Below are 21088 nucleotides of genomic sequence, written 5' to 3'. Positions count from 1 at the left end.
CGAACGACGCGGACCCCGCGTCTATTCCTTTTCCATGGTGCATTGCAGCGGATGCTGGTGCCGGCGGGCGAAATCCATCACCTGCGCGACCTTGGTCTCGGCGATCTCGTGGCTGAACACGCCGACCACCGCGAGGCCCTTCTTGTGCACCGTCAGCATGATCTCGAAGGCCTGCGCGTGGTTCATGCCAAAGAACCGCTCAAGCACATGCACAACGAATTCCATCGGCGTGTAATCGTCGTTCAGCAACAACACCTTGTACAACGGAGGTCGCTTTGTCTTCGGACGCGTCTTGACCTCGACGCCGACATCACTGTCGCCGTCCTTGTCCTGCGACACCGGCGGGCGGGCCATCTGAAAGATCGTCTCGGTCATGGTCTGCGTGTCGCGTCCAATAGGGTCATCGGTCTATCCGGACCTTCTATATAACGTCGGAGCGAATTGAGAAAAGAGCAAGTCGTCGCATCACACGCGTTTCCCGACATGGACTCACCGCGCGGCAGGACCGCCGAAGGCGCGTCACAATCAGCCACAAAGGCGCCACAAAGCTGACACAATCCCCTCTATTGCGTCGCCCCTTTTTTCGGTCGCAACATATGGGCCGCCCGTTAGGCAGAAAGATGAAATATCTAGTGTGGTTAAGGGTTTGACGCGCGAAGCTGATATGGTAGCGTGATCTTAATAATAAGCCGACCAGAATACTGGCGGCACGAGGCAGAAGGCAGTGTGTATCGTGAAGGTCCGGAACGTGGAGTCCGCCCGCCTGGGCGTAATGGTTCTTGCAATCCTCTGGCTGTGCGTGGTGCTTCCGCTCAGCGTGGCGGCCGCCCCCTACGCGGCGATGGTGATGGACGCCAGGTCCGGCAAGGTGCTGCATTCCGAAAACGCCAACACCCGGCTGCATCCGGCCTCGCTCACCAAGATGATGACGCTCTATGTCGCTTTCGAAGCGGTCCAGAACGGCGAGATCTCGATGGATACTCTGGTCACCATCTCGCCCAAGGCCGCGTCCGAGCCGCCCTCGAAGCTGGGCCTGCGGTCCGGACAAAAGATCAAGCTGCGCTACCTTGTGCGCGCGGCGGCGGTGAAATCCGCCAACGACGCCGCCACCGCCATCGGCGAGGCGATCTCAGGATCCGAGGCCGCCTTTGCCCGCCGCATGAACCGCACCGCGCAACTGATGGGGATGAGCCGGACCACCTTCAAGAATGCGCATGGGCTGACCGAAAGCGGTCACCTCAGCACCGCGCGTGACATGACCGTTCTCGGGCGTCACGTGATCTATGATTTTCCGATGTACTACAACCTGTTCTCGCGTCAGTCGGCCGATGCCGGCGTGCGCCAGGTGAACCACACCAACCGCCGCCTGCTGAGCAGCTATACCGGTGCCGACGGCATCAAGACAGGTTATACACGCGCCGCCGGCTTTAACCTCGTGGCCTCGGCCGAGCGCGGCCGGGAGCGGGTGATCGCCACCGTGTTCGGCGGCCGGTCAACCACCACCCGCAACGCCCGCGTGGCGGAACTGCTTGACCTCGGATTCCAGCGCGCACCAACCCGCGTGGCGCTGTCGCGTCCGGCCAAGCCACGTTACCTCGGCAACAAGGGCCTGATCTCCGGCGGCTCGGACGTGGCGATTGCCTCGACGGTGGCCACCGGCGCGGCGGTCAAGCTCGCGGTCAACAGCAGCATCCGTCCGAAACAGCGCCCCGCGCCCACCATCAAGATCCCAGAGGCCATCGTCGTCGCCGCGATGGAAGAAACCGTCACCGAGGCCGCAGCCGAAGCCACCGCCGAAAAGATCGCCAAGGCGTCGCTCTATACCGGCAACAACCCGGCGACGCCGGCCATCCGCCCCGCGGCACGCCCCACCGATTTGGTTCTGGCCAGTGCCTCTGCCGTCAAGCCCGCCGCCGCCGATCCGATCGTCCGCGAGCAGGTTCAGGAAATCATCACCCGCGTCTCGACCTCGGGTGGCCGCCATTGGGGCATCAACATCGGCCGCTATGGCTCCCATTTCGCAGCTGAAAAGGTGTTGCTGAAAACCGCCCTGACCGAGATGTCGACACTCGACGGAGCGCTGCGCAAGGTCAACAAGCGGTCGAACGGTTTCGATGCGAACTTCATGGGACTGACCCGCGAAACCGCTGACCTCGCCTGCCGCCGTCTGCAGGCCCGGAACATATCATGCTTCATGATCGGACCGTCCTGACCGCCTGAAAGGGGCCACAGGCAAGGCCAAGTCATGTGGATAACCATGAATTCGTACGCTGTAGCAGAGGCTTAGCGGCCTCGGTTCATAAGGTAAACAACCTGTCGGTCTCCGCGCTTGCGAGGGTGCTAGGCAGGACGATCCTTGATATCAAATATAGAACCATTGGGGCGCGTTAAGCGGCATATATTGCTCGATTTCATGTCTATATCGAACTTTTCGAAGATCTTCCTGTCCCTGCGAAAGGGTCTAAAAAAGTCAGCAAAGCAAACCGCCGAAACACACGGTCAAATCCGCGCCGCGCCGCAATTGTATCCCCTGAATCATCCACAGACCCACCCGACGGGCTGATTGCCCCTCTGACGGATCACCACAAATTCAGAGCGTTACAGCCATCTCTTGACGTCCGTCCCGACAGCCTCGGCAACCGTGGCAAACCCATCCTCTCGCAGCAGGGTTTCCAGCCCGCGCGCGATGTCCTCCACCAGCGACAGCCCGCCAAATACCAGCGCCGTATACAGCTGCACCGCGGTCGCCCCCGCGCGGATCTTGGCGTATGCCTGTTCCGCCGAGCCGATCCCGCCGACCCCCACCAACGGGATGCCCCCGCCCGTCAGATCGTAAAGCCGCGCCAGGACCCTCGTGGAGCGGTCGAAAAGCGGCGCCCCGGACAGCCCGCCCTGTTCGCCGCGATGCGCAGAGACAAGCCCGTCCCGCGAGAGCGTGGTATTGGTGGCGACGATCGCGTCCAATCTGGCCGCCAGCGCAACCTCGGCGATTTCCGACAACGCCGCATCGTCCAAATCCGGCGCGATCTTCAGGAACACCGGCACCCGCCGCGCAAGCTCGGCGCGGGCCGCCATGACCCCCTCCAACAGCGCCATCAGCGCCTCGCGCCCCTGCAGGTCGCGCAGCTTTTCGGTGTTGGGCGAACTTACGTTGACGGTGACGAAATCCACGTGCGGCCCGCAATGGCGCAGCACCTGCGCGAAATCCGCCGCGCGATCCTGTGACGTCTTGTTGGCGCCTAGGTTCAACCCGGTCACCACGCCCTGCGGGCGCTCTGCCAACCGTGCGCCGATGGCTTCCATCCCGTCGTTGTTGAAACCGAAGCGGTTGATGGCCGCCCGGTCCTCGGTCAGGCGGAACAGCCGGGGCCTGAGGTTGCCGGGCTGGGGCAGGGGCGTCGCCGCGCCGACCTCGAGAAACCCGAAACCCGCCCGCGACAGGCCCGTCAGCGCGGTCGCGTTCTTGTCGAACCCGGCCGCAAGCCCCACCGGGTTGGGCAGGTCCAGCCCCGCCAGCCGCACCCGCAGCCGCTCGGAGGTGATAGCACCGGGCGCAGGCGTCACCCCTATCTGTAAGGCGCGAATCGCCAGCCCGTGCGCCGCTTCGGGATCGACGCGATAAAGCGCTGTCAGCCCCAGCCGCTCGATCAGCTTCACGCCATGTCCTCCGGAAAGGCGTGGCCGGTTTCCGTCAGGGGCAACGCCCGATCCCACAGCACATCCGCCCGACGCAACTCCCGGTACAGGTGCGGAAACAGCGCGCCGCCGCGCGACGGTTCCCACTTCAGGTCGTCGCCCAGCATGTCCGGGTCGAGGCCGAGCAGAACCAGCCCGTCCTCGCCGGCGAAATGTTTCGCCGCGGTCTCGCGCACCTGCGCCGCGGTCGAAAAATGCACGTAGCCATCGGCGACGTCGACGGGCGCGCCTGGGGTTGCCCCGTCACGCTGCAGGGCGGCCCATTCGTCGGCGCGGAATATCTTGTAGATCAGCATGGCCGTCCTATCCCGCGCCACAGTCCTCCGGTCAAGGGGCTCTGTCATGCGCCTGTCACGGCACGGGCCCAATTTGACGACGGACGCGACGGCAGGGCCCGACGCAAGTCTTTGACAACCCCCCGGTCCCGTTGCAGCATCGCGTCATAAAACAACGGAGAGGTTACACCTATGTCTGTTCGCCTGATGACGAGCGCCGCCGCCCTTGCCCTGAGCGCGGGGGTCGCGAGTGCCGAGTACTCCCTGACCATCCTGCACACCAACGATTTCCACGCCCGATTCGAACCGATCAGCAAATACGACAGCGGCTGTTCCTCCGAGGACAATGCCGCCGGCGAATGCTTCGGCGGCTCGGCGCGTCTGGTGACTGCCATCAACGAAGCCCGCAGCCGGTCGAACAATTCGATCCTCGTTGACGGCGGCGATCAGTTCCAGGGCACGCTGTTCTATACCTACTACAAGGGCAAGCTGGCCGCCGAGATGATGAACAAGGTGGGCTATGACGCGATGACCGTCGGCAACCACGAATTCGACGACGGGCCCGAAGTGCTGCGCGGCTTCATGGACGCGGTGGACTTCCCGGTGCTGATGTCCAACGCCGATGTCTCAGGCGAGCCGCTGCTGGCCGACGTGATCCAGAAATCGACGGTGATCGAGCAGGGCGGCGAAAAGATCGGCCTGATCGGCCTGACGCCACAGGACACCGACGAACTGGCCAGCCCCGGCCCGAACGTGATCTTCACCGAGCCCGCGGGCGCCGTGCAGGCCGAGGTCGACAAACTGACCGAAGAGGGCGTGAACAAGATCATCGTGCTCAGCCACTCGGGCTACAACGTCGACAAGCAGGTGGCCGAGAACACCACCGGCGTCGATGTCATCGTCGGCGGCCACTCCAACACGCTTCTGGGCGACATGGAAGGCGCGGCGGGCGCCTATCCCACCATGGTCGGCGACACCGCGATCGTACAGGCCTATGCCTACGGCAAGTTCCTGGGCGAGCTGAACGTGACCTTCGATGATGACGGCGTCATCACCGAGGCCAAGGGCGCGCCGCTGATCATGGACGGCAATGTCACCGAGGACGAAGAGACCGTGGCGCGCATTGCCGAGGCCGCCAAGCCGCTGGACGAGATCCGTAACAAGGTGGTGGCTGAAACCGCCGAGGCCATCGAAGGCGACCGCTCGGTCTGCCGCGCGATGGAATGCCCGATGGGCAACCTTGTGGCCGACGCCATGCTCGACCGGGTCAAGGACCAGGGCATCGAGGTCGCCATCGCCAACGGCGGCGGCATCCGCGCCTCGATCGACGCGGGCGAAGTGACCATGGGCGAGGTGCTGACCGTGCTGCCGTTCCAGAACACGCTGTCCACCTTCCAGGTCAGCGGCGCCACCATCGTCGAGGCGCTGGAAAACGGCGTCAGCCAGGTTGAGGACGGCGGCGGCCGTTTCCCGCAGGTGGCGGGGATGAGCTTTGCCTTCGACGCCTCGAAACCGGCGGGCGAACGGGTCTCGGACGTGATGGTGGGTGGTGAACCCATCGACATGGAAAAGACCTATGGCGTGGTGTCCAACAACTACGTCCGCAACGGCGGCGACGGCTACAAGATGTTCACCGACGCGGCCAACGCCTATGACTACGGCCCCGATCTGGCCGACGTGACGGCGGAATATCTGGCCGCACAGGGCGCGTTCAAGCCCTACACTGACGGTCGTATCACCGTGAAATGACCCATCGGGGCGGCGTCTTAGGTCGCCGCCCTTGCAACCTTCGGGGGCCCGGCGCATGGACCATCCGCTGATCGACCTGATCGATGCCCGCATCCGCGAGGCCGAGTTGCGCGGCGAGTTCGACAACCTGCCCGGCGCCGGCAAGCCGCTCCCGCACGAGGACGATCCCGAGAACGCGCTGCTCAACCGGCTGGTCCGGGAAAACGGCGGGGTGCCGGAGTTCGTCAGCCTGTCGCGCGAATTGTCCCGCCTGCGCGCAGAGCTGCGCGAGACCGGCGACCGCACGCGGCGGCGCGATATCCTGAAGGAAATGTCGCTGATGGAAGCCAAGATCGCCATGGCACGCCAGGCTTACAGGTAGCGCTGAAAATCTCTTCGAAGAGATTTGCAAAATCCGTCGACAGATTTTCCACCGCGCCGCGGCAATTGCCTTGCATCGCTGCGAACCTCCCGGCAAACCCGATCCGAACAGAGCCGAGGTCCCCATGGTCAGCGTCAGAGAACATTACGAGGCCTATCCCTATCCCGAACGCGACCCCGAGGACGAACGCAAACGACTGATCACCGGCTCGCCTTCGCACCCGGTGGAACTGGATCATTTCCTTTTCGCCGGACGGCGCGACTGGTCACAGCCCCTGCGGGTACTGGTGGCCGGGGGCGGCACCGGCGACGGGTTGATCCAGCTGGCCCACTACCTGACCGCTGCGAAACGGACCTACCAGATCACCTATGTTGATCTCTCCGAATCCGCCCGTGCCATCGCCGAAAAACGGGCGCAGGTGCGGGGCCTCAAAGGCATCACCTTCCACACCGGCAGCCTGCTCGATGCGGCCCAATACGGCCGGTTCGACTACATCGACTGCTGCGGCGTGCTGCACCACCTGCCGGACCCGGACGAAGGCTTTCGCGCGCTCCGTGCCGCGCTGGCCCCCGGCGGCGGCATGGGCTTCATGGTCTATGCGCCCCATGGCCGCTCCGGTGTCTACCCGCTGCAAGAGGCCTTCGGCGCGCTCTTTGCCGACCTGCCGCCGAAGAAGCGGCTGAAGGCGGCGAAGGCGGCCTATGCCAAGCTGCCCGAGGGCCATTCGTTCAAACGCAACCCGCACCTGACCGACCATCAGGTCTCGGACGCCGGGTTCTACGACCTGCTGCTTCATGGGCAGGACCGCGCCTATGACGTCACCGCTCTAGTGGCGACGCTGCAACGCACCGGATGGACGCTCGCTTCCTTCACCACGCCGGCATATTACGATCCGTCTCGCTTCGCCCCGGTGCCCGACGGCATGGACCCGGTCGCCCGCATGGCGCAGGCCGAGAAGCTCTGCGGCGCCATGCGGCTGCACGTGGCCTATGCGGTGGCCGATGACGCGGGCGAGAACCGGATTGCCGATGGCGGCTGCCCCGACCTCGTGCCGCATCTGATCGGCGTCGCTCCGGCGGCACTTGCCAAGGCCGTCTCGGACGGCCGCCCGGTGCCGGTGAAGAAGGGCGGTGAGCGCATCGAACTGCGGCTGCCGCGCGATGCCGCGCCGCTGCTTGCGGGGATCGACGGTCGCCGCACCCTGTCCGAGATCGCGCAGGCAAGGGGGCTGGCGCAGGACAAGTTCACCCGCCTTTGGACCCGCGCGGCGACGCCGCTGACCGGCTGGGGCTTGCTTCTCTACTCCGGCCTTCTACGCTAGGAGCATGTGCGGACGTTTCGCGGTCACCCTTCCACCTGACGCCATGGCGCAGCTCTTTGATGCCATCCCGGCCAACGATTTGCCGGAGGTGCCGAATTTCAACGTCTGCCCGACCACCCAGGTCGCCACCGTCCGCGCCGGGGATGACCGTCGCCTGCTGGCGCCGATGCGCTGGGGCTTCCTGCCGCATTGGTACAAGACGCCGACCGACGGCCCGCTTCTGATCAATGCCCGCGCCGAGACCATCGCCGAGAAACCCGCCTTCCGCGCCGCGTGCCGAGAGCGGCGCTGCATCGTGCCGGCCAGCGGGTTTTACGAATGGACCAAGGACGCCGAGGGCATGCGCCTGCCGTGGTACATCCGGCGCAGTGACGAGGCGCCGATCGCCTTTGCCGGCATCTGGCAGGACTGGGCGCGCGGCGACGACGCGTTTCGCACCTGCGCCATCGTCACCACCGCTGCCAATGACGCGATGTCGGCGATCCATCACCGAATGCCAGTGATCCTCGAGCCCGAGGACTGGCCGCTCTGGCTGGGCGAGGACGGCAAGGGCGCGGCGGCGCTGATGACGGCGGCAGACAATGACGTGCTGCGGTTTCACCGGGTCGATCCGAAGGTGAATTCGAACAAGGCGCGCGGCGCGGACCTGATCGAGCCGGTATAGGCGCGGCGACTGGCGGAAATCCGGACTGACCGACTCGCGCGAAAAGCGCTATCATGGCGGCGTTTTCATCTTCAGAGAGTATTCGCCATGTCCATTACGCTTGATATCCAGCAGCCGCAGCCGTTCGACCTTGTCGATTCGAAAATCCTCATTGCGGGCAATGCCGCCGCGTTCGAGGGAACGCTCAGCATCACCGTGTCGGAGGGCCACGACGAATTCTCCTCCTTCACCCAGGTCGGATCGCTGGGCCTGCGCCAGTTTCAGGGCTTCATCGACATCCCCGGCACCAACGCCTTTCAGCTCAGCCGGCTGTTCCTGACGCTGTCGGACGACACCGGCAATGAAAATGGGCCCTCGGTGGTGATCCCGGTGCTCTTCGGTCCGAAGATCCTGCCGGGCTACAACCGCTGGGTGCCCTACACCGTGCAGCCCGGCGACACGCTGACCAAGATCGCGCAGGATCAATACGGCAACAGCAACTTCCAGCCGATCTTCGAGGCCAACCAGAACACCATCGCCAACCCGAACCTGATCTTCGTGGGGCAAGAGCTGCGTATTCCGCGCAACGACTGACCTCGGCCTATTCCGCCGGGGCCGCCACCGCGAAGCCGCTGAACACGGTTTCGCGCCCCGGCTCGGGGTGGCGCGGAATCAGCAGCGCCAGCAAGAGCGAGCCACCGGCGATGCCCGCCGCGCCCATGAAGACCGCCGCCGGCGAAATCAGCCAGAGATAGCCCAGCAGCGCCGGCAAAAAGACCGCGGCGATGTGGTTGATGGTAAAGGCCACGGCGGCGGTGGGGGCGATGTCGCGGGGATCGGCGATCTTCTGGAAATAGGTCTTCAGCGCCAGCGCAAGCCCGAAAAACAGATGGTCGATCACATAGAGCGCCGCCGCCAGCGTCACACCCCACCCGAACACATAGATGCCGCCATAGGCCAGAAACACGCCGGCCAGCCCGGCGTATTCGAAGGTCAGTACCGCACGTTCCCCGAAGCGGCCCACTGCGTGGCCCATCAGCGGCGCGAACAGGATGTTGGCGACCAGCGTGATCAGGAACAGCGACGTGACCTCGTGGACCTCGAAGCCGAAGCGCTCGACCAGCATGAAGCCGGCGAAGACCACGAAGATCTGTCGCCGCGCCCCGCTGAGGAATTGCAGCGCGTAGTACAGCCAGTAACGCCGCCGCAGAACCACCGCCTTGATCTGCGGATCGGGGGCCTCGAACCGGGGGTAGGCCGCCATGCAGAACACGGCCAAAGCGGCGGTGATCCCGCCTGCGATCATGTAGACATGGGTATAGGTAAGCCCCAGTGCCTCCCACGTGATGACGATGGCGCTGTAAGCCACCAGCGTCGCTGCCGATCCGGCGGCCAGCAGCAGGCCCAGCAGCCTTGGCGCCTGTGCCTTGGGCAGCCATTGCAGTTGCAGCGACTGGTTGACCGTCTCGAAATAATGGAAGCCGATAGACGACAGCATGGTGATCGTCAGGATCCCCGCCAGGGACGGATAGAAGGCGGTCAGCGCCGTTGCCATTCCGAGAAGCAGCAATGCAACCAGCCCCAGCACCTGCTCGTGCAGGAAGACCAGCAAGGCGATCACGCCCACCGCCAGAAAGCCCGGAACCTCGCGCACCGTGTGCAGCCAGCCGATGTCCGATCCGTCGAAACCCGCGACCTCGATGACGAAATTGTTCAGGAGTGCCGACCATGTGGCAAAGGCAATCGGCATCGCCATTGCCATGACGAACAGCAGCGTGATCGGGCGGCGCCACAGCGGCAGCGCGCGCGCCTGGGAGAGAGGAACGGAACCTACCATCTGGTATCCATACGCTGGAACCGGGATCCGGTCGAGAGGTCTGCGTGCGCACAGTCACCGTGCGCCGGTGCACAGCAGTGGTTTATTCCGCCGTCCCGGGGTGTTACCAGAGGCCATGCTGAGTGCCCAAGACATCGAACCGCTGTTCACCCGTGCCGACGGGTCCTATCATTTCGCCCGCTGGGGACGGCCCATCGCGCCCATCGTCTTTGGCGTGACCGAGGGCACGCTGCCGGTGATCAAGGGCGCGCTCGAAGCGGTGGTGGCCATGGCCGGGCATCAGATGGCCGAGACCGACCCGGAACTCGGCTCGAACTGCATGTTCTTCTTCTTCCGCGACTGGGATGAGCTGACCGAGGTGCCCGACCTCGACAAGCTGGTGCCCGATCTCGGCCCGCTGGTGACCCGGCTCAAGGCGGCTGAGGCGAACCAGTACCGGGTGTTCCGCTTCGACGAGGCAGGCGCGATCAAGGCCTGTTTCGTGTTCCTGCGCATGGACGAGGCCCTGGGCGCGATGGCGGCGGAGGACCTCGCGCTGGGACAGGTGGTGCACGTCATGCTGCTCTGGGCCGAGGCCGCCTTCGCCACGACCTCTCCGCTGGCGATCGTGGGCGACAAGACCGTGCTGAGGCCGGAAGTGGGCGCGGTGATCCGGGCCGCCTATGACCCGGTCATGCCGGCGTCATCGCAGGACGGGACCCATGCCCTGCGGCTTGCGGCCCGGGTCGGTATGGCGCAGTAGATTTGTTTCGCGCGCGAAACATTTCGTATTTACAATTGGTTAACAGTTTCCAGGGCGGCGCGTGCCGACACGGGTGCGGCGCCCCGTGAGGCGCCGCTGGCATGCTGTTACCTAGTCGTCGTGCTGGCCCGGCGCATAGTCTTTGCCGTTGGTCCGGCCGTCGAGGTTGCGGTCGTCTCCGACGCTGGCGGAATAGCCGGGCGAATAGTCGCCGCCGTTGGCTTGACCGTTGCCATTGCGGTCGCCGATGTCGTCGGGGTTGTTTTTTGCGACCTGTCCCGGGGGATTGCCGCCTTCATGCAAGGCAAGCGCGGGGCCCGCGACGGCCATGATGCCGAGTGCAAGAACGAAATATTTCATAGTCTACTCCCTTTTTAAAAAATGACCGTGGCGTCGGTCATGGGGGAGTTACGTAACGGGGCGGTAAATAGTTTCAACGTCCGCGCCTGCGGGGGTCTCGGCGGGAATTCGAAGCGCCCTAGGCCACCTGTTGCGCGCCTGTCGCAACGGTTTGCCTGTCGGCAAGGGGCCAGTCGGCTATCAGGTCTTTCAGCAGGGGAAAGGCGGTGTGCATCTTATCCATTTCGGCCGCCTGCACGATGTCTTCGGAAAATTGCGCCCGGCTGTCGTTGCTGTCGTGCACAGCACGGATATAGGCCGGCTGGCGCGAATAGATCACCCGGCAGGGGCGGCGTTCGAGGATCTTCTTATGGGCGATGCCGAAGGGCTGGCGGCGGCTGGCCGTCGGCGCGACACATGCCAGCCCGAGGTTGGTGGCCGCGTTCAGCCGGTGGCGCAGCGACATCTGCCCGTCGCGGAACACCGCCGAGATGCCCCGGGCATGGGACAGAAAGCAATATTCCTCGCCGGGGGCGCGGAGCTTCTTGGCCGCCAACGCCTCGGCGCGGAGCCGGGCGGTGAAATCGGCGGAAACCGCATCGTCGTCGTCCAGCACGATCTGGCAGGTCCAGGGATCGCGGGCGAAGGTCCGCTTGCGGTATCTCTGGAAGCAGTCGCCGGCACTGGCGGGCGGCTCGAAGATCACATGCGCCCGGTCGCCCAGCACATCGCCGCAGACCTGCCGCAGACGGTTGGCATGGTGCGCGGGCAAATCCTGAGCGGTCAGCACGATCAGCGCAAAGTCGGTATCCGTCTGATCGGCCAGCGACCGCAGGGCGATCCTTTCGAGGAAGTAGTGGCGACTGTCGAGGCGTGCGTCATCAAAAAGCTGCGCCTTGTCGGACGAGGCCGCCGATCTCCAGCCGGACTGGCCGAAGTAGGAATACCGCATCTCGTAGATCATGTGCATTGCTCGCGCCTCACGCTTCAACTTTTGGCAAAAGTGTAGCGATCGGGCGCGTGGCGGCCAAGCAGAGGACGGAGGCCGGGCCGATTGGCGGCGGCGCTGTTGCGGAATCGTCGTCGCTCAGCCGTGTGGCGCGGTTAGCGGCCAGTCCGTCATGAGGTCATGCAGCAGTGGAAAGGCCGTGTGCACAGCCGCCATCTGGTCGGGCCTGACGATCCGGTCGCCGTATTGCGCGCGGCTGTCGTTGGCATCGTGCACGGCGCGCCGATAGGCCGGGGTGCGGGAATGGATCACCCGCACCGGGCGGCGGTCCAGCATCTGCTTGTGCGCGAAGTTGAAGGGGTTGCGGTTGGTGCCGGTGGGCGCCACGAGCGCCAGGCCGAGGTTGGTGCCCGGGCTGTTGCGATGGCGCAGCGACAGGGTGCCGTCCAGCATCAGCGCGGTGAGGCCGCGCGCATGCGACACGATGCTGTAGGCTTCGCCCGGTCCGCGCAGGTCACGGGCGGCGGCGGCCTCGGCGCGCAGGCGGGTGGTGAAATCCACGGCGAGGGCGTCATCGTCGTCGAGCACGATCTGCGCGGTCCAGGGCCGGGCGGTGTGGTGCTGCCTCAGGTGACGGACGAACCAGTAGCCGGCCTTGTGCGGCGGGCGTCCAATCACCTGCGCCCGGTCGCCCAGGAGGTCGCCACAGGTCTCGCAGAGGCGGGTCAAGTGGGGCCGGGGCAGGTCGTCGGAGGTCAGCACGACAAGGGCGAAATCGCGGTCGCTCTGGTCGGCCAAGGACCGCAGGGCGAGCTTTTCGAGGAAGTAATGCCGCGTCTTCAGACGGGCCGCGTCGAAGAGTTGCGCCTTGTCCCACGCCGCCGCCGATTTCCACCCTGAGGTGCCGAAGAAGGAATAGCGCATCTGATAGATCATCTGCATCGGCGGTCTCTGCTGTGGCAGGGCTGCTTGCGCGCCGTTCCGGTTGCTGGTTTGACTGGGTAGCGACAACCCCTGAAGGAACCCTTGATGAGCCACGACTTCACCTGCCGCGTCTATTACGAGGACACCGACATGGCGGGCATCGTCTATCACGCCAATTTCCTGAAGTTCATCGAACGCGCGCGCAGCGAATGGGTCGAATCGCTGGGCATCGACCAGCGGGCGATGAAGGACCGCGACGGCGTGGCCTTCGTGGTGCGCCGGATGGTCTGCGACTACCTGCGCCCCGCCCGTTACGGCGAGACGCTGCGCGTCGAGACCTGCCCCGAACAGGTCACCGGCGCGCGGATGGTGCTGCGTCAGGTGGTGTGGCGCGATGAAGACAGGCTGTTCGAGGCCTCAGTGACGGTGGTGGTGCTGGGTCCGGAGGGGCAGGCCCTGCGGTTGCCGCAGGAGATCCGCAAGCGGGCGTTGGGCGCGGGCTGATCGGCGCTGGCGCCTGCCGGGGCGGGGCAGTAATGTCCGCCCATGACTCTGCCCGCGCTGACATTTTCCGAAGATCAGGCCGATGCCTATGACCGTGTGACCGAGGCCCTCCGGGGTGTCGGCGTCGATGTCGAGGACGGCGTGCTGAAACCCCCGCGCGACGGCCGTTCCGGCGTGATGGCGGTGACCGGCAAGGCCGGGTCGGGCAAGACGCTGCTGCTGGCGGAGCTATACAAGGCGCTGAAGGACGCGGGCGTCGACGTGGTGTCGGGCGATTGGGAGGGCAAGCGCCGCAAGGACCGGCGCACGCTTGCGATCCTCGCCCCCACCAACAAGGCGGCCAGCGTGCTGCGCATGCGGGGCGTGCCGGCGACCACGATCCACCGCATCCTCTATACCCCGGTCTACGACCCCGAGTATGAGCGTATCGCCGAATGGCTGGCGGACAAGGGCGAGCGGCCCCAGATCGAGGGGCTGACCGAGGCGGCGCTGGACCGGGCGCATGCCTTTTATCAGTCGAACAATTCCATTCCCGGCGCGCTGGCGGCGGCAGGGCTGCGCGGATCGGACTTCATCACCGGCTGGAAACGCCGCGACGAGGAACTGGACATCGGCTTCGTCGACGAAGCCTCGATGCTCGACGACAAGCAGTTTGAGGACCTGCGCGAGATCTTTCCGACGCTCTTGATGTTCGGCGATCCGGCGCAGCTGGCGCCGGTGAACCAGTCCGGCACTATGGTGTTCGAGAAGCTGGACGAGGGGCAGGTGATGCACCTCAACCGCATCCACCGGCAGGAGGCCGACAACCCGATCCTCGATCTGGCCCATGCGCTGGCCGATCCAAGCCTCGAATTCCATGACTTCGAGCAGATGGTGGAGGACAAGGCCCGCACTGATGACCGCGTGGTCTGGGGCCAGCGGGTCGAGGTTGACCTGATGGCGCGCTCGCCTGTGCTGGTCTGGCGCAATGCGACGCGCATCCGTCTGATCAACGCCTTCCGCAAGGTGCACGACGCCCCCGACGACCGGCTGCTGGAGGGCGAGCCGCTGATCTGCGACGGCATCGAACTGCCCCTGAAGCACCGCAAGAAGCGGCTGGACCTTGAGGCGCGGGGTCTGATCAAGGGCGCGCAGGTGATCTATCTGGGCGAGGGACGCAAGCCCGGGTTCTCGCGCCTGCACGTGATGGGGGCGGAAGACCCGCGCGTTTCGGCCGCCTCGATCGTCAAGATCGAGAAGCCCGACGAGGAAGAGCCCTTCATCCCTTTCGCCGCCCGCATGGGCGCGACGTTCCTGCATGGCGCGGCGGTCACGATCCACAAGGCACAGGGAAGCCAGTGGGACGCGGTACAGGTGTTCGCGCCGGACCTTTTCGTCGCCGCGCGGATGGGCCGGGTCGAGGCCGGGCAGCCGCTGTGGAAGCGGCTGGCCTATGTGGCGATCACCCGTGCGCAGGAGCGGCTGATCTGGGTGGTCCGCAACCGGCTGGCGCGGCCGACCTACGAGCTGCGCATAGACGACCTGCCGGTGCCGCAACAGGCGCTGACGCTGGAGGTCGAAGAGGGCTAGTCCGGGATGCGCCCGGTCAGGAGGTTCCGGCGCGGGCGCCGGGACGGGCATCGCCTGCCTGATGACCCTGCGTGTTAACGGTAACTTTGCCTCTGCACATTCGCCGCCGGCACGGTTAGGATCGCCCGAAACCGCGACCGAGAGGGGAGACAGGCGCATGACCCACATACTTGCAATCGATCAGGGCACCACCTCGACACGGGCCATCGTGTTCGACGAGACGCTGACTATCGTCGCCTCGGCGCAGGAGGAATTCGAACAGCACTTCCCCGACAGCGGCTGGGTCGAACACGCGGCCGAGGACCTGTGGAACACCACCGTGGCGACCTGCCGTGCGGTGCTGCAGAAAGCCGGGGTCGCGGCCGGGGACATCGCCGCCATCGGCATCACCAACCAGCGCGAGACGACGCTGGTCTGGGATCGCAAGACGGGCGAGCCGGTCTACAAGGCCATCGTCTGGCAGGACCGACGCACCTCGGCGCTGTGCAAATCGCTGAAGGAAGAGGGCTTCGAGGAAGTGGTCACCGACCGCACCGGGCTGCTGCTCGATCCTTATTTCTCGGGCACCAAGCTCAAGTGGATCCTCGACAACGTCGACGGCGTCCGGGCGCGTGCCGAGGCGGGCGAACTGGTCTTCGGCACCGTCGATACCTGGCTGGTGTGGAAGCTGACCGGCGGCAAACAGCACCTGACCGACGCCACTAACGCGGCGCGCACCATGCTCTATGACATCCGCAAGGGGCGCTGGTCGGCCACCATCTGCGACAAGCTGGGCATCCCGATGGAGATGCTGCCCGAGGTGCGCGACTGTGCCGCCGATTTCGGCGCGACCGAGGCGGAACTGCTGGGCGCGTCGATCCCGATCCTAGGCATCGCGGGCGATCAGCAAGCGGCGACCGTGGGGCAGGCGTGCTTCAAGCCGGGCATGTTGAAATCGACCTACGGCACGGGGTGCTTCGCGCTCCTTAACACCGGGGATACTCCGGTCCGGTCGGAAAACCGCCTGCTGACGACGATCGCCTACCAGCTTGACGGAAAACCGACCTATGCGCTGGAAGGGTCGATCTTCATCGCCGGCGCCGTGGTGCAATGGCTGCGCGACGGGTTGAAGATCATCGGCTCGGCCGGTGAGACGCAGGGGCTTGCGGAAAAGGCCGATCCGCAGCAGCAGGTGGTGCTGGTGCCAGCCTTTACCGGGCTCGGCGCGCCCTATTGGAACGCCGAGTGCCGGGGCGCGATCTTCGGCCTGACCCGCGCCTCGGGTCCGGCAGAATTCGCCCGCGCGGCGTTGCAGAGCGTCGGCTTTCAGACACGGGACTTGTTGCAGGCGATGACGGCGGATTGGTCCGGCGACAGCAACACCGCGCTGCGCGTCGATGGTGGCATGAGCGCATCGGACTACGCGATGCAGTTTCTCGCCGATATCATCGACGCGCCGGTCGAACGCCCGGCCCAGCTTGAGACAACGGCGATGGGCGCGGCCTGGCTGGCGGGCCACAAGGCGGGTCTCCTGCCGGGGATGGAAGAGTTCGCCGCCGGGTGGCAGGCGGATGCACGGTATGAGCCGGACATGGAGGCGGACCGGCGCGACGCGCAATACGCGTGCTGGCGCAAGGCGGTCGAGGCCACCATCGGCTACGCGTCCTGAGGCTGCGGGCAACCCGGTCCCGCACTTGGTCCGGGACCTCCACGTAAGCGCCACCCAAGAGGCCCCGGATCAGGTCCGGGGCACGGGTGCGCGTGACCGCAGGGGGCGCGCACTGACGACGAGTACTTCAGGGATGAGATGGAGCGGGCGACGGGAATCGAACCCGTATCATCAGCTTGGAAGGCTGAGGTCTTACCATTACACAACGCCCGCCCGCTCGTTGCCGGTGTTAGGACATGGGGTTTTGGGGGTCAAGCGCGATTTGCCGAGACTCCGGTTCCCTGAGGGCCGGGATTTCTCAGGCGGTGGGTTGCAGCGCGGCGAGGGCTTTGCTCACCCGGTGGTGTAGGTCCTGGCAGACCGGCGACTTGCCGTCGCGATCCTGCAATTCGCATGCCAGTTCCCGGCGCAGTTCCTCGAGGGTTCGGCGGGCAGTGCGTAGCTTTTCATATTCGACCATTTCGGGCCTCCTTGATCCGGTGACGGGTTCAGGGGCGTGTCGGACCGATGTGCACGACGTCGGCACCTGAACCATCGTGTCATGAGGAAAACCGTTCCTCCGCCCGGTTGTTCCCGGTGACGGACCGCGCCGCATGACGACCAGCGAAGTACCGCGCGGCATTGGTGCCGTCGGCAGAGACCGACACACAGTATGACAGATCCATGGCGCAGATGTCGGGAGACGCCCTTGGCGCGAAGGGTCAAAATCGTGGGGTGTTCAGGAAGAAGTGGCAGCCCGTAGGGGAATCGAACCCCTCTTTCCAGGTTGAAAACCTGGCGTCCTAACCGATAGACGAACGGGCCACTCTGGGTCGCTGCGGGGGCGGATCGTCTCCAACCCTGCGGCGTGAGGCGGGTTCTAAGAAAACCGACGGATATGCGCAAGGGGAAAATTCAAAAAATCGCTGCACGGTCGAAAAAATCCACCCGAATGGCGATCTGTCTGGCAAGCGGTTGATCGGTAAGGAAAATTCTGTCGGCGCTAGTGTATGTCGGCCACCGGAGGGCGCGACGGGGGCCGGGCCCTGCAGGGACGGGGTGCCTCAGCCTTCGGCGCGGGCTGCATCGTCGAGGCGCAACTGTACCTTTTGCCGACCGCCCCAGGTGTTGATGTCGAGCTTGCCGGCGAGATGGAAGCGCGCGCCGCCATGGTTTTCAAGGACCGCGCCCAAGGGTCCGTCGTAGGCGCCGAAGGCGATGGCGTCGAGGGGGGGCACGACGCCGTCGGTGAAGCTCAGCCGCAGGTGGCTGTCGCCCGCCCGCTTGGCGAAACGGATCGCCATGTCGGGGAAGGCAAAGCGTGGACCGGCGGCCGAGGCCCCATAGGGGCCGGCGGTCTCGAGCCGCGTCACAAGGTCGGGGGTGGCAGCGCCGGGCATCAGCGCCCCGTCAAGGCGCAGGTCTACCGGGCCGGCCTGTCCGGCACCCTGCCGGGCCAGCAATGCGCTCAGCCGTTCCATTGCAGGCTCCAGCTGCGCGCGGCTCAGGCTGAGGCCCGCCGCCATCTTGTGGCCGCCGCCCTTCTGGATCAGCCCCTCGGCGGCCAACTTCTGGATCGCGGCGCCGAGGTCGACCCCGGCCACCGACCGGCCCGAGCCCTTGCCATCATCGCCGTCGAAGCCGATCACCACGGCGGGGCGGTTGGTCAGTTCCTTCAGGCGCGAGGCGACGATGCCCACCACGCCCGGGTGCCAGCCCTCACCGGCGGCCCAGACCAGCGGCGCGTCGAGACCGCGCCCCTCGGCCTGGTCGAGCGCGGCAGCGCGGACCGCGGCCTCGATCTCGCGACGTTCGCCGTTCAGCTGGTCGAGCCGCTCGGCCATGGCGCGGGCCTCGTGGTCATTGCCGCAGCACAGCAGCCGGGCGCCAAGGTCCGCCGCGCCGATGCGGCCGCCGGCGTTGACGCGCGGGCCAAGCACGTAGCCCAGGTGATAGGCGGCGGGGGCACAATCCAGCCGTGCCACATCTGCCAGCGCCACCAGCCCGGGGCGTTGGCGGCGCGACATCACCGCCAGCCCCTGGCGCACCAGTGCGCGGTTCACCCCGGTCAGTGGCGCCACGTCGGCCACTGTCGCCAGCGCCACAAGGTCGAGCAGGGCCATCAGGTCGGGGCCGCGCTTGCCGGCCTCGCGCAGCTGCCGGCCGGCTTCGACCAGCGCAAGGAACACCACGCCGGCGGCACAGAGGTGCCCAAGTGCGCCGTCTTCGTCCTGGCGATTGGGGTTCACCACGGCCAGCGCGTCGGGCAGCGTCTCACCGCCCAGGTGATGATCCAGCACCACCACGTCAGCGCCCGTCGCCGCCGCAATGGGGCCATGCGAAAGCGTGCCGCAATCGACGCAGAGGATCAGGTCATGGTCCTTGGCAAGTGCCGCCATGGCCGGTTCATTGGGGCCATAGCCTTCGTCGATGCGGTCGGGGATGTAGAGCGTCGCCTCGCGTCCGAAGTGCCGGAGCCAGTCGATCAGCAGCGCCGCCGAGGCGCCGCCGTCGACGTCGTAATCGGCAAAAACCGCAATCCGCTCGCGCCGGTCCAGCGCCCGCACTAGCCGGGCGGCGGCTGTCTCCATGTCGCGCAGGCTGCGCGGATCGGGCAGCAGGTCGCGCAGGGTGGGGGCGAGGAAGCCCTCGGCCTCGTCGACCGCGACGCCGCGCCGCGCCAGCACCAGCGCCAGCGCGCGGGGCAGGGCGGTCGCCTGCGCGATCATGTCGGCCTGTCGCTCGACCTCGAGCCCCGGCCCGATCCAGCGGCGCCCGGTCAATGAGGCGTCGACGCCGAGAAAGGCGCTCATGTCCGGGCTCCGAGGATGTCCGAAACGCTGCGCGCGGTGACGAATTCGCCGTGCAGGTGCGAAACAGCCATGGAGTGGATGTCCTCGGCAGAGGGATGCGGCAGCCCCGGCGACCAGCCGGTATCGGCATTGCCTGCAAAGGCCGCGCAGGCGTCATGCGCCAGCGTCACCCGGAAGCCGAGATTGGCGGCCATCCGGGAGGTGGTCGAGACGCAATGCGGCGTGGTCAGACCGCAGATTACCAGGTGACGCGCGCCTTGCCCGCGCAGCGTGACCTCCAGTTCGGTGCCGATGAAGGCGGAGTTCACCGATTTCTCGTGCTGGGTCTCACCGTCGCGGGGGGCGAACCCCGGCAGGAACCCGGTGCCTTCGCCGCTGAGGGGGCTGCCGTCCTCGACACTCAGATGCCGCACGCAATGCACCGGCCAGCCGCGGTCGCGCGCGCGGTCCAGCAGGGCAAGCGCCCGGTCTTCGGCATCGGGATTGTTGCGCGCCCCCCAGACCGGATCGCGAAAGCCCATCTGGAAGTCGATTGTCACCAGCGCGGTGTCCGCCATCACTCCTCCGGGTGGCGATAGATCATGCGCCGCACCGATCCGGTCTTCGACCGCATCAGCAGGGTCTCGGCGGTGGTCCAGCCGGGTGTGCGCTTCAGCCCCGGCAGGAGCGAGCCCGAGGTGACGCCGGTGGCGGCGAAAATCACGTCTGCGGTGACCATGTCGTCGCGGGTGTAGACCCGGTCGAAGTTGGTGATGCCGGCGGATTTGGCGCGGCCCTTCTCGTCATCGTTGCGGAACAGCAGCTTGCCGAAAATCTGTCCGCCCATGCATTTCAGCGCGGCGGCGGCCAGCACGCCTTCGGGGGCGCCGCCCGATCCCATGTACATGTCGATGCCGGTCAGCTCGGGTTCGGCGCAATGCATCACGCCGGCAACGTCGCCGTCGGTGATCAGCCGGATGGCGCAGCCGGTGGCGCGCAACTCCTCGATCATGTCCTCGTGGCGCGGGCGTTCCAGCACGCAGACGGTGATGTCGCGGGTCGAGCAGCCCTTGGCGGCGGCCAGTGCCGACACCCGCTCGGACGGCGACATGGTCAGTGTCACGACGCCCGGCTTGAAACCCGGCCCGATGGCCAGTTTCTCCATGTAGACGTCGGGCGCGTGCAGCATCGAGCCGCGCGGGCCCATGGCGATCACGGTCAGTGCGTTGGGCATGTCCTTGGCGGTCAGCGTGGTGCCCTCCAGCGGGTCGAGCGCGATGTCGACCTCGGGTCCGGTGCCGCTGCCCACCTCTTCTCCGATATAGAGCATCGGCGCCTCGTCGCGTTCACCCTCACCGATCACCACGGTGCCCTGGATGTCGAGCTGGTTGAGCTGGTCGCGCATGGCGTTGACGGCGGCCTGGTCAGCAGCCTTCTCGTCTCCGCGACCGATCAGCTGGGCCGAGGCGATGGCCGCCTGTTCCGCCACCCGTGCGAGGCCGAGCGAGAGCATGCGGTCATTGAAATCGGTGGGGGCCATGGGGAAATCCTTTGTGCAAGACGGTTGCCTGTTGACTACCTTGCGGGGGGACGGGGCCGCAAGGGGCTAGCGGCGCTAACAATCCGCCGGGTAGGGTCGTATGCGGCCCGAAGGGCGTCCGGGCGGGCGTTGCGAAAGGGGGCGCTGCCTCCTCGGAGTATCTTTCCGGCAAGATGAAGGAGAAGCGAACGCCTGGTCTTCATCTTGCTCGTAAACTCTG

Annotated in this window: 21 protein-coding genes and 2 tRNA genes; 10 read left to right on the top strand and 13 right to left on the bottom strand. The window is 66.0% G+C overall.

Annotated features, from left to right (window positions below; genetic code table 11):
* Positions 1–21: 21 nt before the first annotated feature.
* Positions 22–354 (bottom strand): ATP-dependent Clp protease adapter ClpS, encoded by a 333-nt coding sequence (clpS, locus tag AC04PT_RS10650; protein ID WP_482873975.1) that lies wholly within the window; start codon positions 352–354, stop codon positions 22–24.
* 418 nt (positions 355–772) lie between these two features.
* Here clpS and AC04PT_RS10645 point away from each other — a divergent pair, with 418 nt between their 5' ends.
* On the top strand, positions 773–2212 hold the full coding sequence (locus AC04PT_RS10645; RefSeq protein WP_482873663.1) for a D-alanyl-D-alanine carboxypeptidase family protein: 1440 nt from the start codon (positions 773–775) through the stop codon (positions 2210–2212).
* A 386-nt stretch (positions 2213–2598) separates the two neighbouring features.
* On the opposite strand, the gene AC04PT_RS10640 is transcribed toward AC04PT_RS10645, so the two are convergent.
* Together AC04PT_RS10640 and AC04PT_RS10635 are read right to left on the bottom strand one after the other, a co-directional pair.
* A complete protein-coding gene (locus tag AC04PT_RS10640; RefSeq protein ID WP_482873662.1) occupies positions 2599–3657 on the bottom strand; it encodes a quinone-dependent dihydroorotate dehydrogenase in 1059 nt (352 codons plus the stop codon).
* Positions 3654–3992, bottom strand: a complete 339-nt coding sequence (locus AC04PT_RS10635; RefSeq protein WP_482873661.1) for a DUF952 domain-containing protein — start codon at positions 3990–3992, stop codon at positions 3654–3656. The genes AC04PT_RS10640 and AC04PT_RS10635 overlap by 4 nt, the downstream gene beginning before the upstream one ends.
* Positions 3993–4163: 171 nt before the next feature.
* Between AC04PT_RS10635 and AC04PT_RS10630 the strand changes: the two genes are divergently transcribed.
* The 5 genes from AC04PT_RS10630 (at position 4164) to AC04PT_RS10610 (ending at position 8639) form a co-directional block, all read left to right on the top strand.
* Positions 4164–5720 (top strand): bifunctional metallophosphatase/5'-nucleotidase, encoded by a 1557-nt coding sequence (locus AC04PT_RS10630; protein ID WP_482873660.1) that lies wholly within the window; start codon positions 4164–4166, stop codon positions 5718–5720.
* Positions 5721–5775: 55 nt separating this feature from the next.
* Positions 5776–6081, top strand: coding sequence for a DnaJ family domain-containing protein (locus AC04PT_RS10625; protein WP_482873659.1), 306 nt, complete (start codon positions 5776–5778; stop codon positions 6079–6081).
* Positions 6082–6205: 124 nt separating this feature from the next.
* The gene (locus tag AC04PT_RS10620) at positions 6206–7402 is read left to right on the top strand and encodes a class I SAM-dependent methyltransferase (protein WP_482873658.1); all 1197 of its coding nucleotides are present in this window, start codon (positions 6206–6208) and stop codon (positions 7400–7402) included.
* 4 nt (positions 7403–7406) lie between these two features.
* A complete protein-coding gene (locus AC04PT_RS10615; protein WP_482873657.1) occupies positions 7407–8066 on the top strand; it encodes an SOS response-associated peptidase in 660 nt (219 codons plus the stop codon).
* Between the two features lie 87 nt (positions 8067–8153).
* Positions 8154–8639, top strand: a complete 486-nt coding sequence (locus AC04PT_RS10610; RefSeq protein ID WP_482873656.1) for a LysM peptidoglycan-binding domain-containing protein — start codon at positions 8154–8156, stop codon at positions 8637–8639.
* Positions 8640–8646: 7 nt separating this feature from the next.
* On the opposite strand, the gene AC04PT_RS10605 is transcribed toward AC04PT_RS10610, so the two are convergent.
* Positions 8647–9882: an MFS transporter gene (locus AC04PT_RS10605; RefSeq protein WP_482873655.1), complete on the bottom strand. Its 1236-nt coding sequence runs from the start codon at positions 9880–9882 to the stop codon at positions 8647–8649.
* A 115-nt stretch (positions 9883–9997) separates the two neighbouring features.
* Here AC04PT_RS10605 and AC04PT_RS10600 point away from each other — a divergent pair, with 115 nt between their 5' ends.
* Entirely contained in the window at positions 9998–10624 is a 627-nt protein-coding gene (locus AC04PT_RS10600) for a hypothetical protein (protein WP_482873654.1), read from the top strand.
* A gap of 111 nt (positions 10625–10735) precedes the next feature.
* Here the strand turns inward: AC04PT_RS10600 and AC04PT_RS10595 are convergent, their stop codons facing one another.
* From AC04PT_RS10595 to AC04PT_RS10585, 3 genes are all read right to left on the bottom strand, one after another.
* On the bottom strand, positions 10736–10984 hold the full coding sequence (locus tag AC04PT_RS10595; protein ID WP_482873653.1) for a hypothetical protein: 249 nt from the start codon (positions 10982–10984) through the stop codon (positions 10736–10738).
* A gap of 118 nt (positions 10985–11102) precedes the next feature.
* Entirely contained in the window at positions 11103–11933 is an 831-nt protein-coding gene (locus AC04PT_RS10590; protein WP_482873652.1) for a glycosyltransferase, read from the bottom strand.
* Positions 11934–12050: 117 nt separating this feature from the next.
* Positions 12051–12854, bottom strand: coding sequence for a glycosyltransferase (locus tag AC04PT_RS10585; RefSeq protein WP_482873651.1), 804 nt, complete (start codon positions 12852–12854; stop codon positions 12051–12053).
* An 87-nt stretch (positions 12855–12941) separates the two neighbouring features.
* Here AC04PT_RS10585 and ybgC point away from each other — a divergent pair, with 87 nt between their 5' ends.
* From ybgC to glpK, 3 genes are all read left to right on the top strand, one after another.
* Positions 12942–13340, top strand: a complete 399-nt coding sequence (gene ybgC, locus AC04PT_RS10580) for a tol-pal system-associated acyl-CoA thioesterase (RefSeq protein ID WP_482873650.1) — start codon at positions 12942–12944, stop codon at positions 13338–13340.
* Positions 13341–13382: 42 nt separating this feature from the next.
* Positions 13383–14909 carry an ATP-dependent DNA helicase gene (locus AC04PT_RS10575; protein ID WP_482873649.1) on the top strand — a complete coding sequence of 509 codons (1527 nt, stop codon included), beginning with the start codon at positions 13383–13385 and terminating at the stop codon, positions 14907–14909.
* Between the two features lie 157 nt (positions 14910–15066).
* A complete protein-coding gene (gene glpK, locus AC04PT_RS10570) occupies positions 15067–16557 on the top strand; it encodes a glycerol kinase GlpK (RefSeq protein ID WP_482873648.1) in 1491 nt (496 codons plus the stop codon).
* Between the two features lie 139 nt (positions 16558–16696).
* Here the strand turns inward: glpK and AC04PT_RS10565 are convergent.
* From AC04PT_RS10565 to glpX, 6 genes are all read right to left on the bottom strand, one after another.
* Positions 16697–16770 (bottom strand) — tRNA-Gly (locus AC04PT_RS10565).
* An 85-nt stretch (positions 16771–16855) separates the two neighbouring features.
* Complete coding sequence (locus AC04PT_RS10560; RefSeq protein ID WP_482873647.1) at positions 16856–17017, bottom strand: hypothetical protein; 162 nt, start codon at positions 17015–17017, stop codon at positions 16856–16858.
* Between the two features lie 269 nt (positions 17018–17286).
* A tRNA-Glu gene (locus AC04PT_RS10555) sits at positions 17287–17361 on the bottom strand.
* Positions 17362–17600: 239 nt separating this feature from the next.
* Complete coding sequence (gene recJ, locus AC04PT_RS10550; RefSeq protein WP_482873646.1) at positions 17601–19349, bottom strand: single-stranded-DNA-specific exonuclease RecJ; 1749 nt, start codon at positions 19347–19349, stop codon at positions 17601–17603.
* Positions 19346–19906, bottom strand: coding sequence for a cysteine hydrolase family protein (locus tag AC04PT_RS10545; protein WP_482873645.1), 561 nt, complete (start codon positions 19904–19906; stop codon positions 19346–19348). The genes recJ and AC04PT_RS10545 overlap by 4 nt, the downstream gene beginning before the upstream one ends.
* Positions 19906–20868, bottom strand: a complete 963-nt coding sequence (gene glpX / locus AC04PT_RS10540; RefSeq protein ID WP_482873644.1) for a class II fructose-bisphosphatase — start codon at positions 20866–20868, stop codon at positions 19906–19908. The genes AC04PT_RS10545 and glpX overlap by 1 nt, the downstream gene beginning before the upstream one ends.
* Positions 20869–21088 lie beyond the last annotated feature (220 nt).

It is taken from the genome of Litorisediminivivens sp. KMU-197 (assembly GCF_056858395.1).
Note: the sequence above shows the minus strand (reverse complement) of the source record. Positions and strands in the feature narration are given on the sequence as shown.

Excerpts from the sequence above, each read along its gene's own strand:
- clpS (WP_482873975.1), bottom strand. The coding sequence starts at position 354 with ATGGCCCGCCCGCCGGTGTCGCAGGACAAGGACGGCGACAGTGATGTC.
- AC04PT_RS10645 (WP_482873663.1), top strand. The coding sequence starts at position 773 with ATGGTTCTTGCAATCCTCTGGCTGTGCGTGGTGCTTCCGCTCAGCGTG.
- AC04PT_RS10635 (WP_482873661.1), bottom strand. The coding sequence starts at position 3,992 with ATGCTGATCTACAAGATATTCCGCGCCGACGAATGGGCCGCCCTGCAG.
- AC04PT_RS10630 (WP_482873660.1), top strand. The coding sequence starts at position 4,164 with ATGTCTGTTCGCCTGATGACGAGCGCCGCCGCCCTTGCCCTGAGCGCG.
- AC04PT_RS10625 (WP_482873659.1), top strand. The coding sequence starts at position 5,776 with ATGGACCATCCGCTGATCGACCTGATCGATGCCCGCATCCGCGAGGCC.
- AC04PT_RS10620 (WP_482873658.1), top strand. The coding sequence starts at position 6,206 with ATGGTCAGCGTCAGAGAACATTACGAGGCCTATCCCTATCCCGAACGC.
- AC04PT_RS10615 (WP_482873657.1), top strand. The coding sequence starts at position 7,407 with ATGTGCGGACGTTTCGCGGTCACCCTTCCACCTGACGCCATGGCGCAG.
- AC04PT_RS10610 (WP_482873656.1), top strand. The coding sequence starts at position 8,154 with ATGTCCATTACGCTTGATATCCAGCAGCCGCAGCCGTTCGACCTTGTC.
- AC04PT_RS10605 (WP_482873655.1), bottom strand. The coding sequence starts at position 9,882 with ATGGTAGGTTCCGTTCCTCTCTCCCAGGCGCGCGCGCTGCCGCTGTGG.
- AC04PT_RS10600 (WP_482873654.1), top strand. The coding sequence starts at position 9,998 with ATGCTGAGTGCCCAAGACATCGAACCGCTGTTCACCCGTGCCGACGGG.
- AC04PT_RS10595 (WP_482873653.1), bottom strand. The coding sequence starts at position 10,984 with ATGAAATATTTCGTTCTTGCACTCGGCATCATGGCCGTCGCGGGCCCC.
- AC04PT_RS10590 (WP_482873652.1), bottom strand. The coding sequence starts at position 11,933 with ATGCACATGATCTACGAGATGCGGTATTCCTACTTCGGCCAGTCCGGC.
- AC04PT_RS10585 (WP_482873651.1), bottom strand. The coding sequence starts at position 12,854 with ATGCAGATGATCTATCAGATGCGCTATTCCTTCTTCGGCACCTCAGGG.
- ybgC (WP_482873650.1), top strand. The coding sequence starts at position 12,942 with ATGAGCCACGACTTCACCTGCCGCGTCTATTACGAGGACACCGACATG.
- AC04PT_RS10575 (WP_482873649.1), top strand. The coding sequence starts at position 13,383 with ATGACTCTGCCCGCGCTGACATTTTCCGAAGATCAGGCCGATGCCTAT.
- glpK (WP_482873648.1), top strand. The coding sequence starts at position 15,067 with ATGACCCACATACTTGCAATCGATCAGGGCACCACCTCGACACGGGCC.
- AC04PT_RS10560 (WP_482873647.1), bottom strand. The coding sequence starts at position 17,017 with ATGGTCGAATATGAAAAGCTACGCACTGCCCGCCGAACCCTCGAGGAA.
- recJ (WP_482873646.1), bottom strand. The coding sequence starts at position 19,349 with ATGAGCGCCTTTCTCGGCGTCGACGCCTCATTGACCGGGCGCCGCTGG.
- AC04PT_RS10545 (WP_482873645.1), bottom strand. The coding sequence starts at position 19,906 with ATGGCGGACACCGCGCTGGTGACAATCGACTTCCAGATGGGCTTTCGC.
- glpX (WP_482873644.1), bottom strand. The coding sequence starts at position 20,868 with ATGGCCCCCACCGATTTCAATGACCGCATGCTCTCGCTCGGCCTCGCA.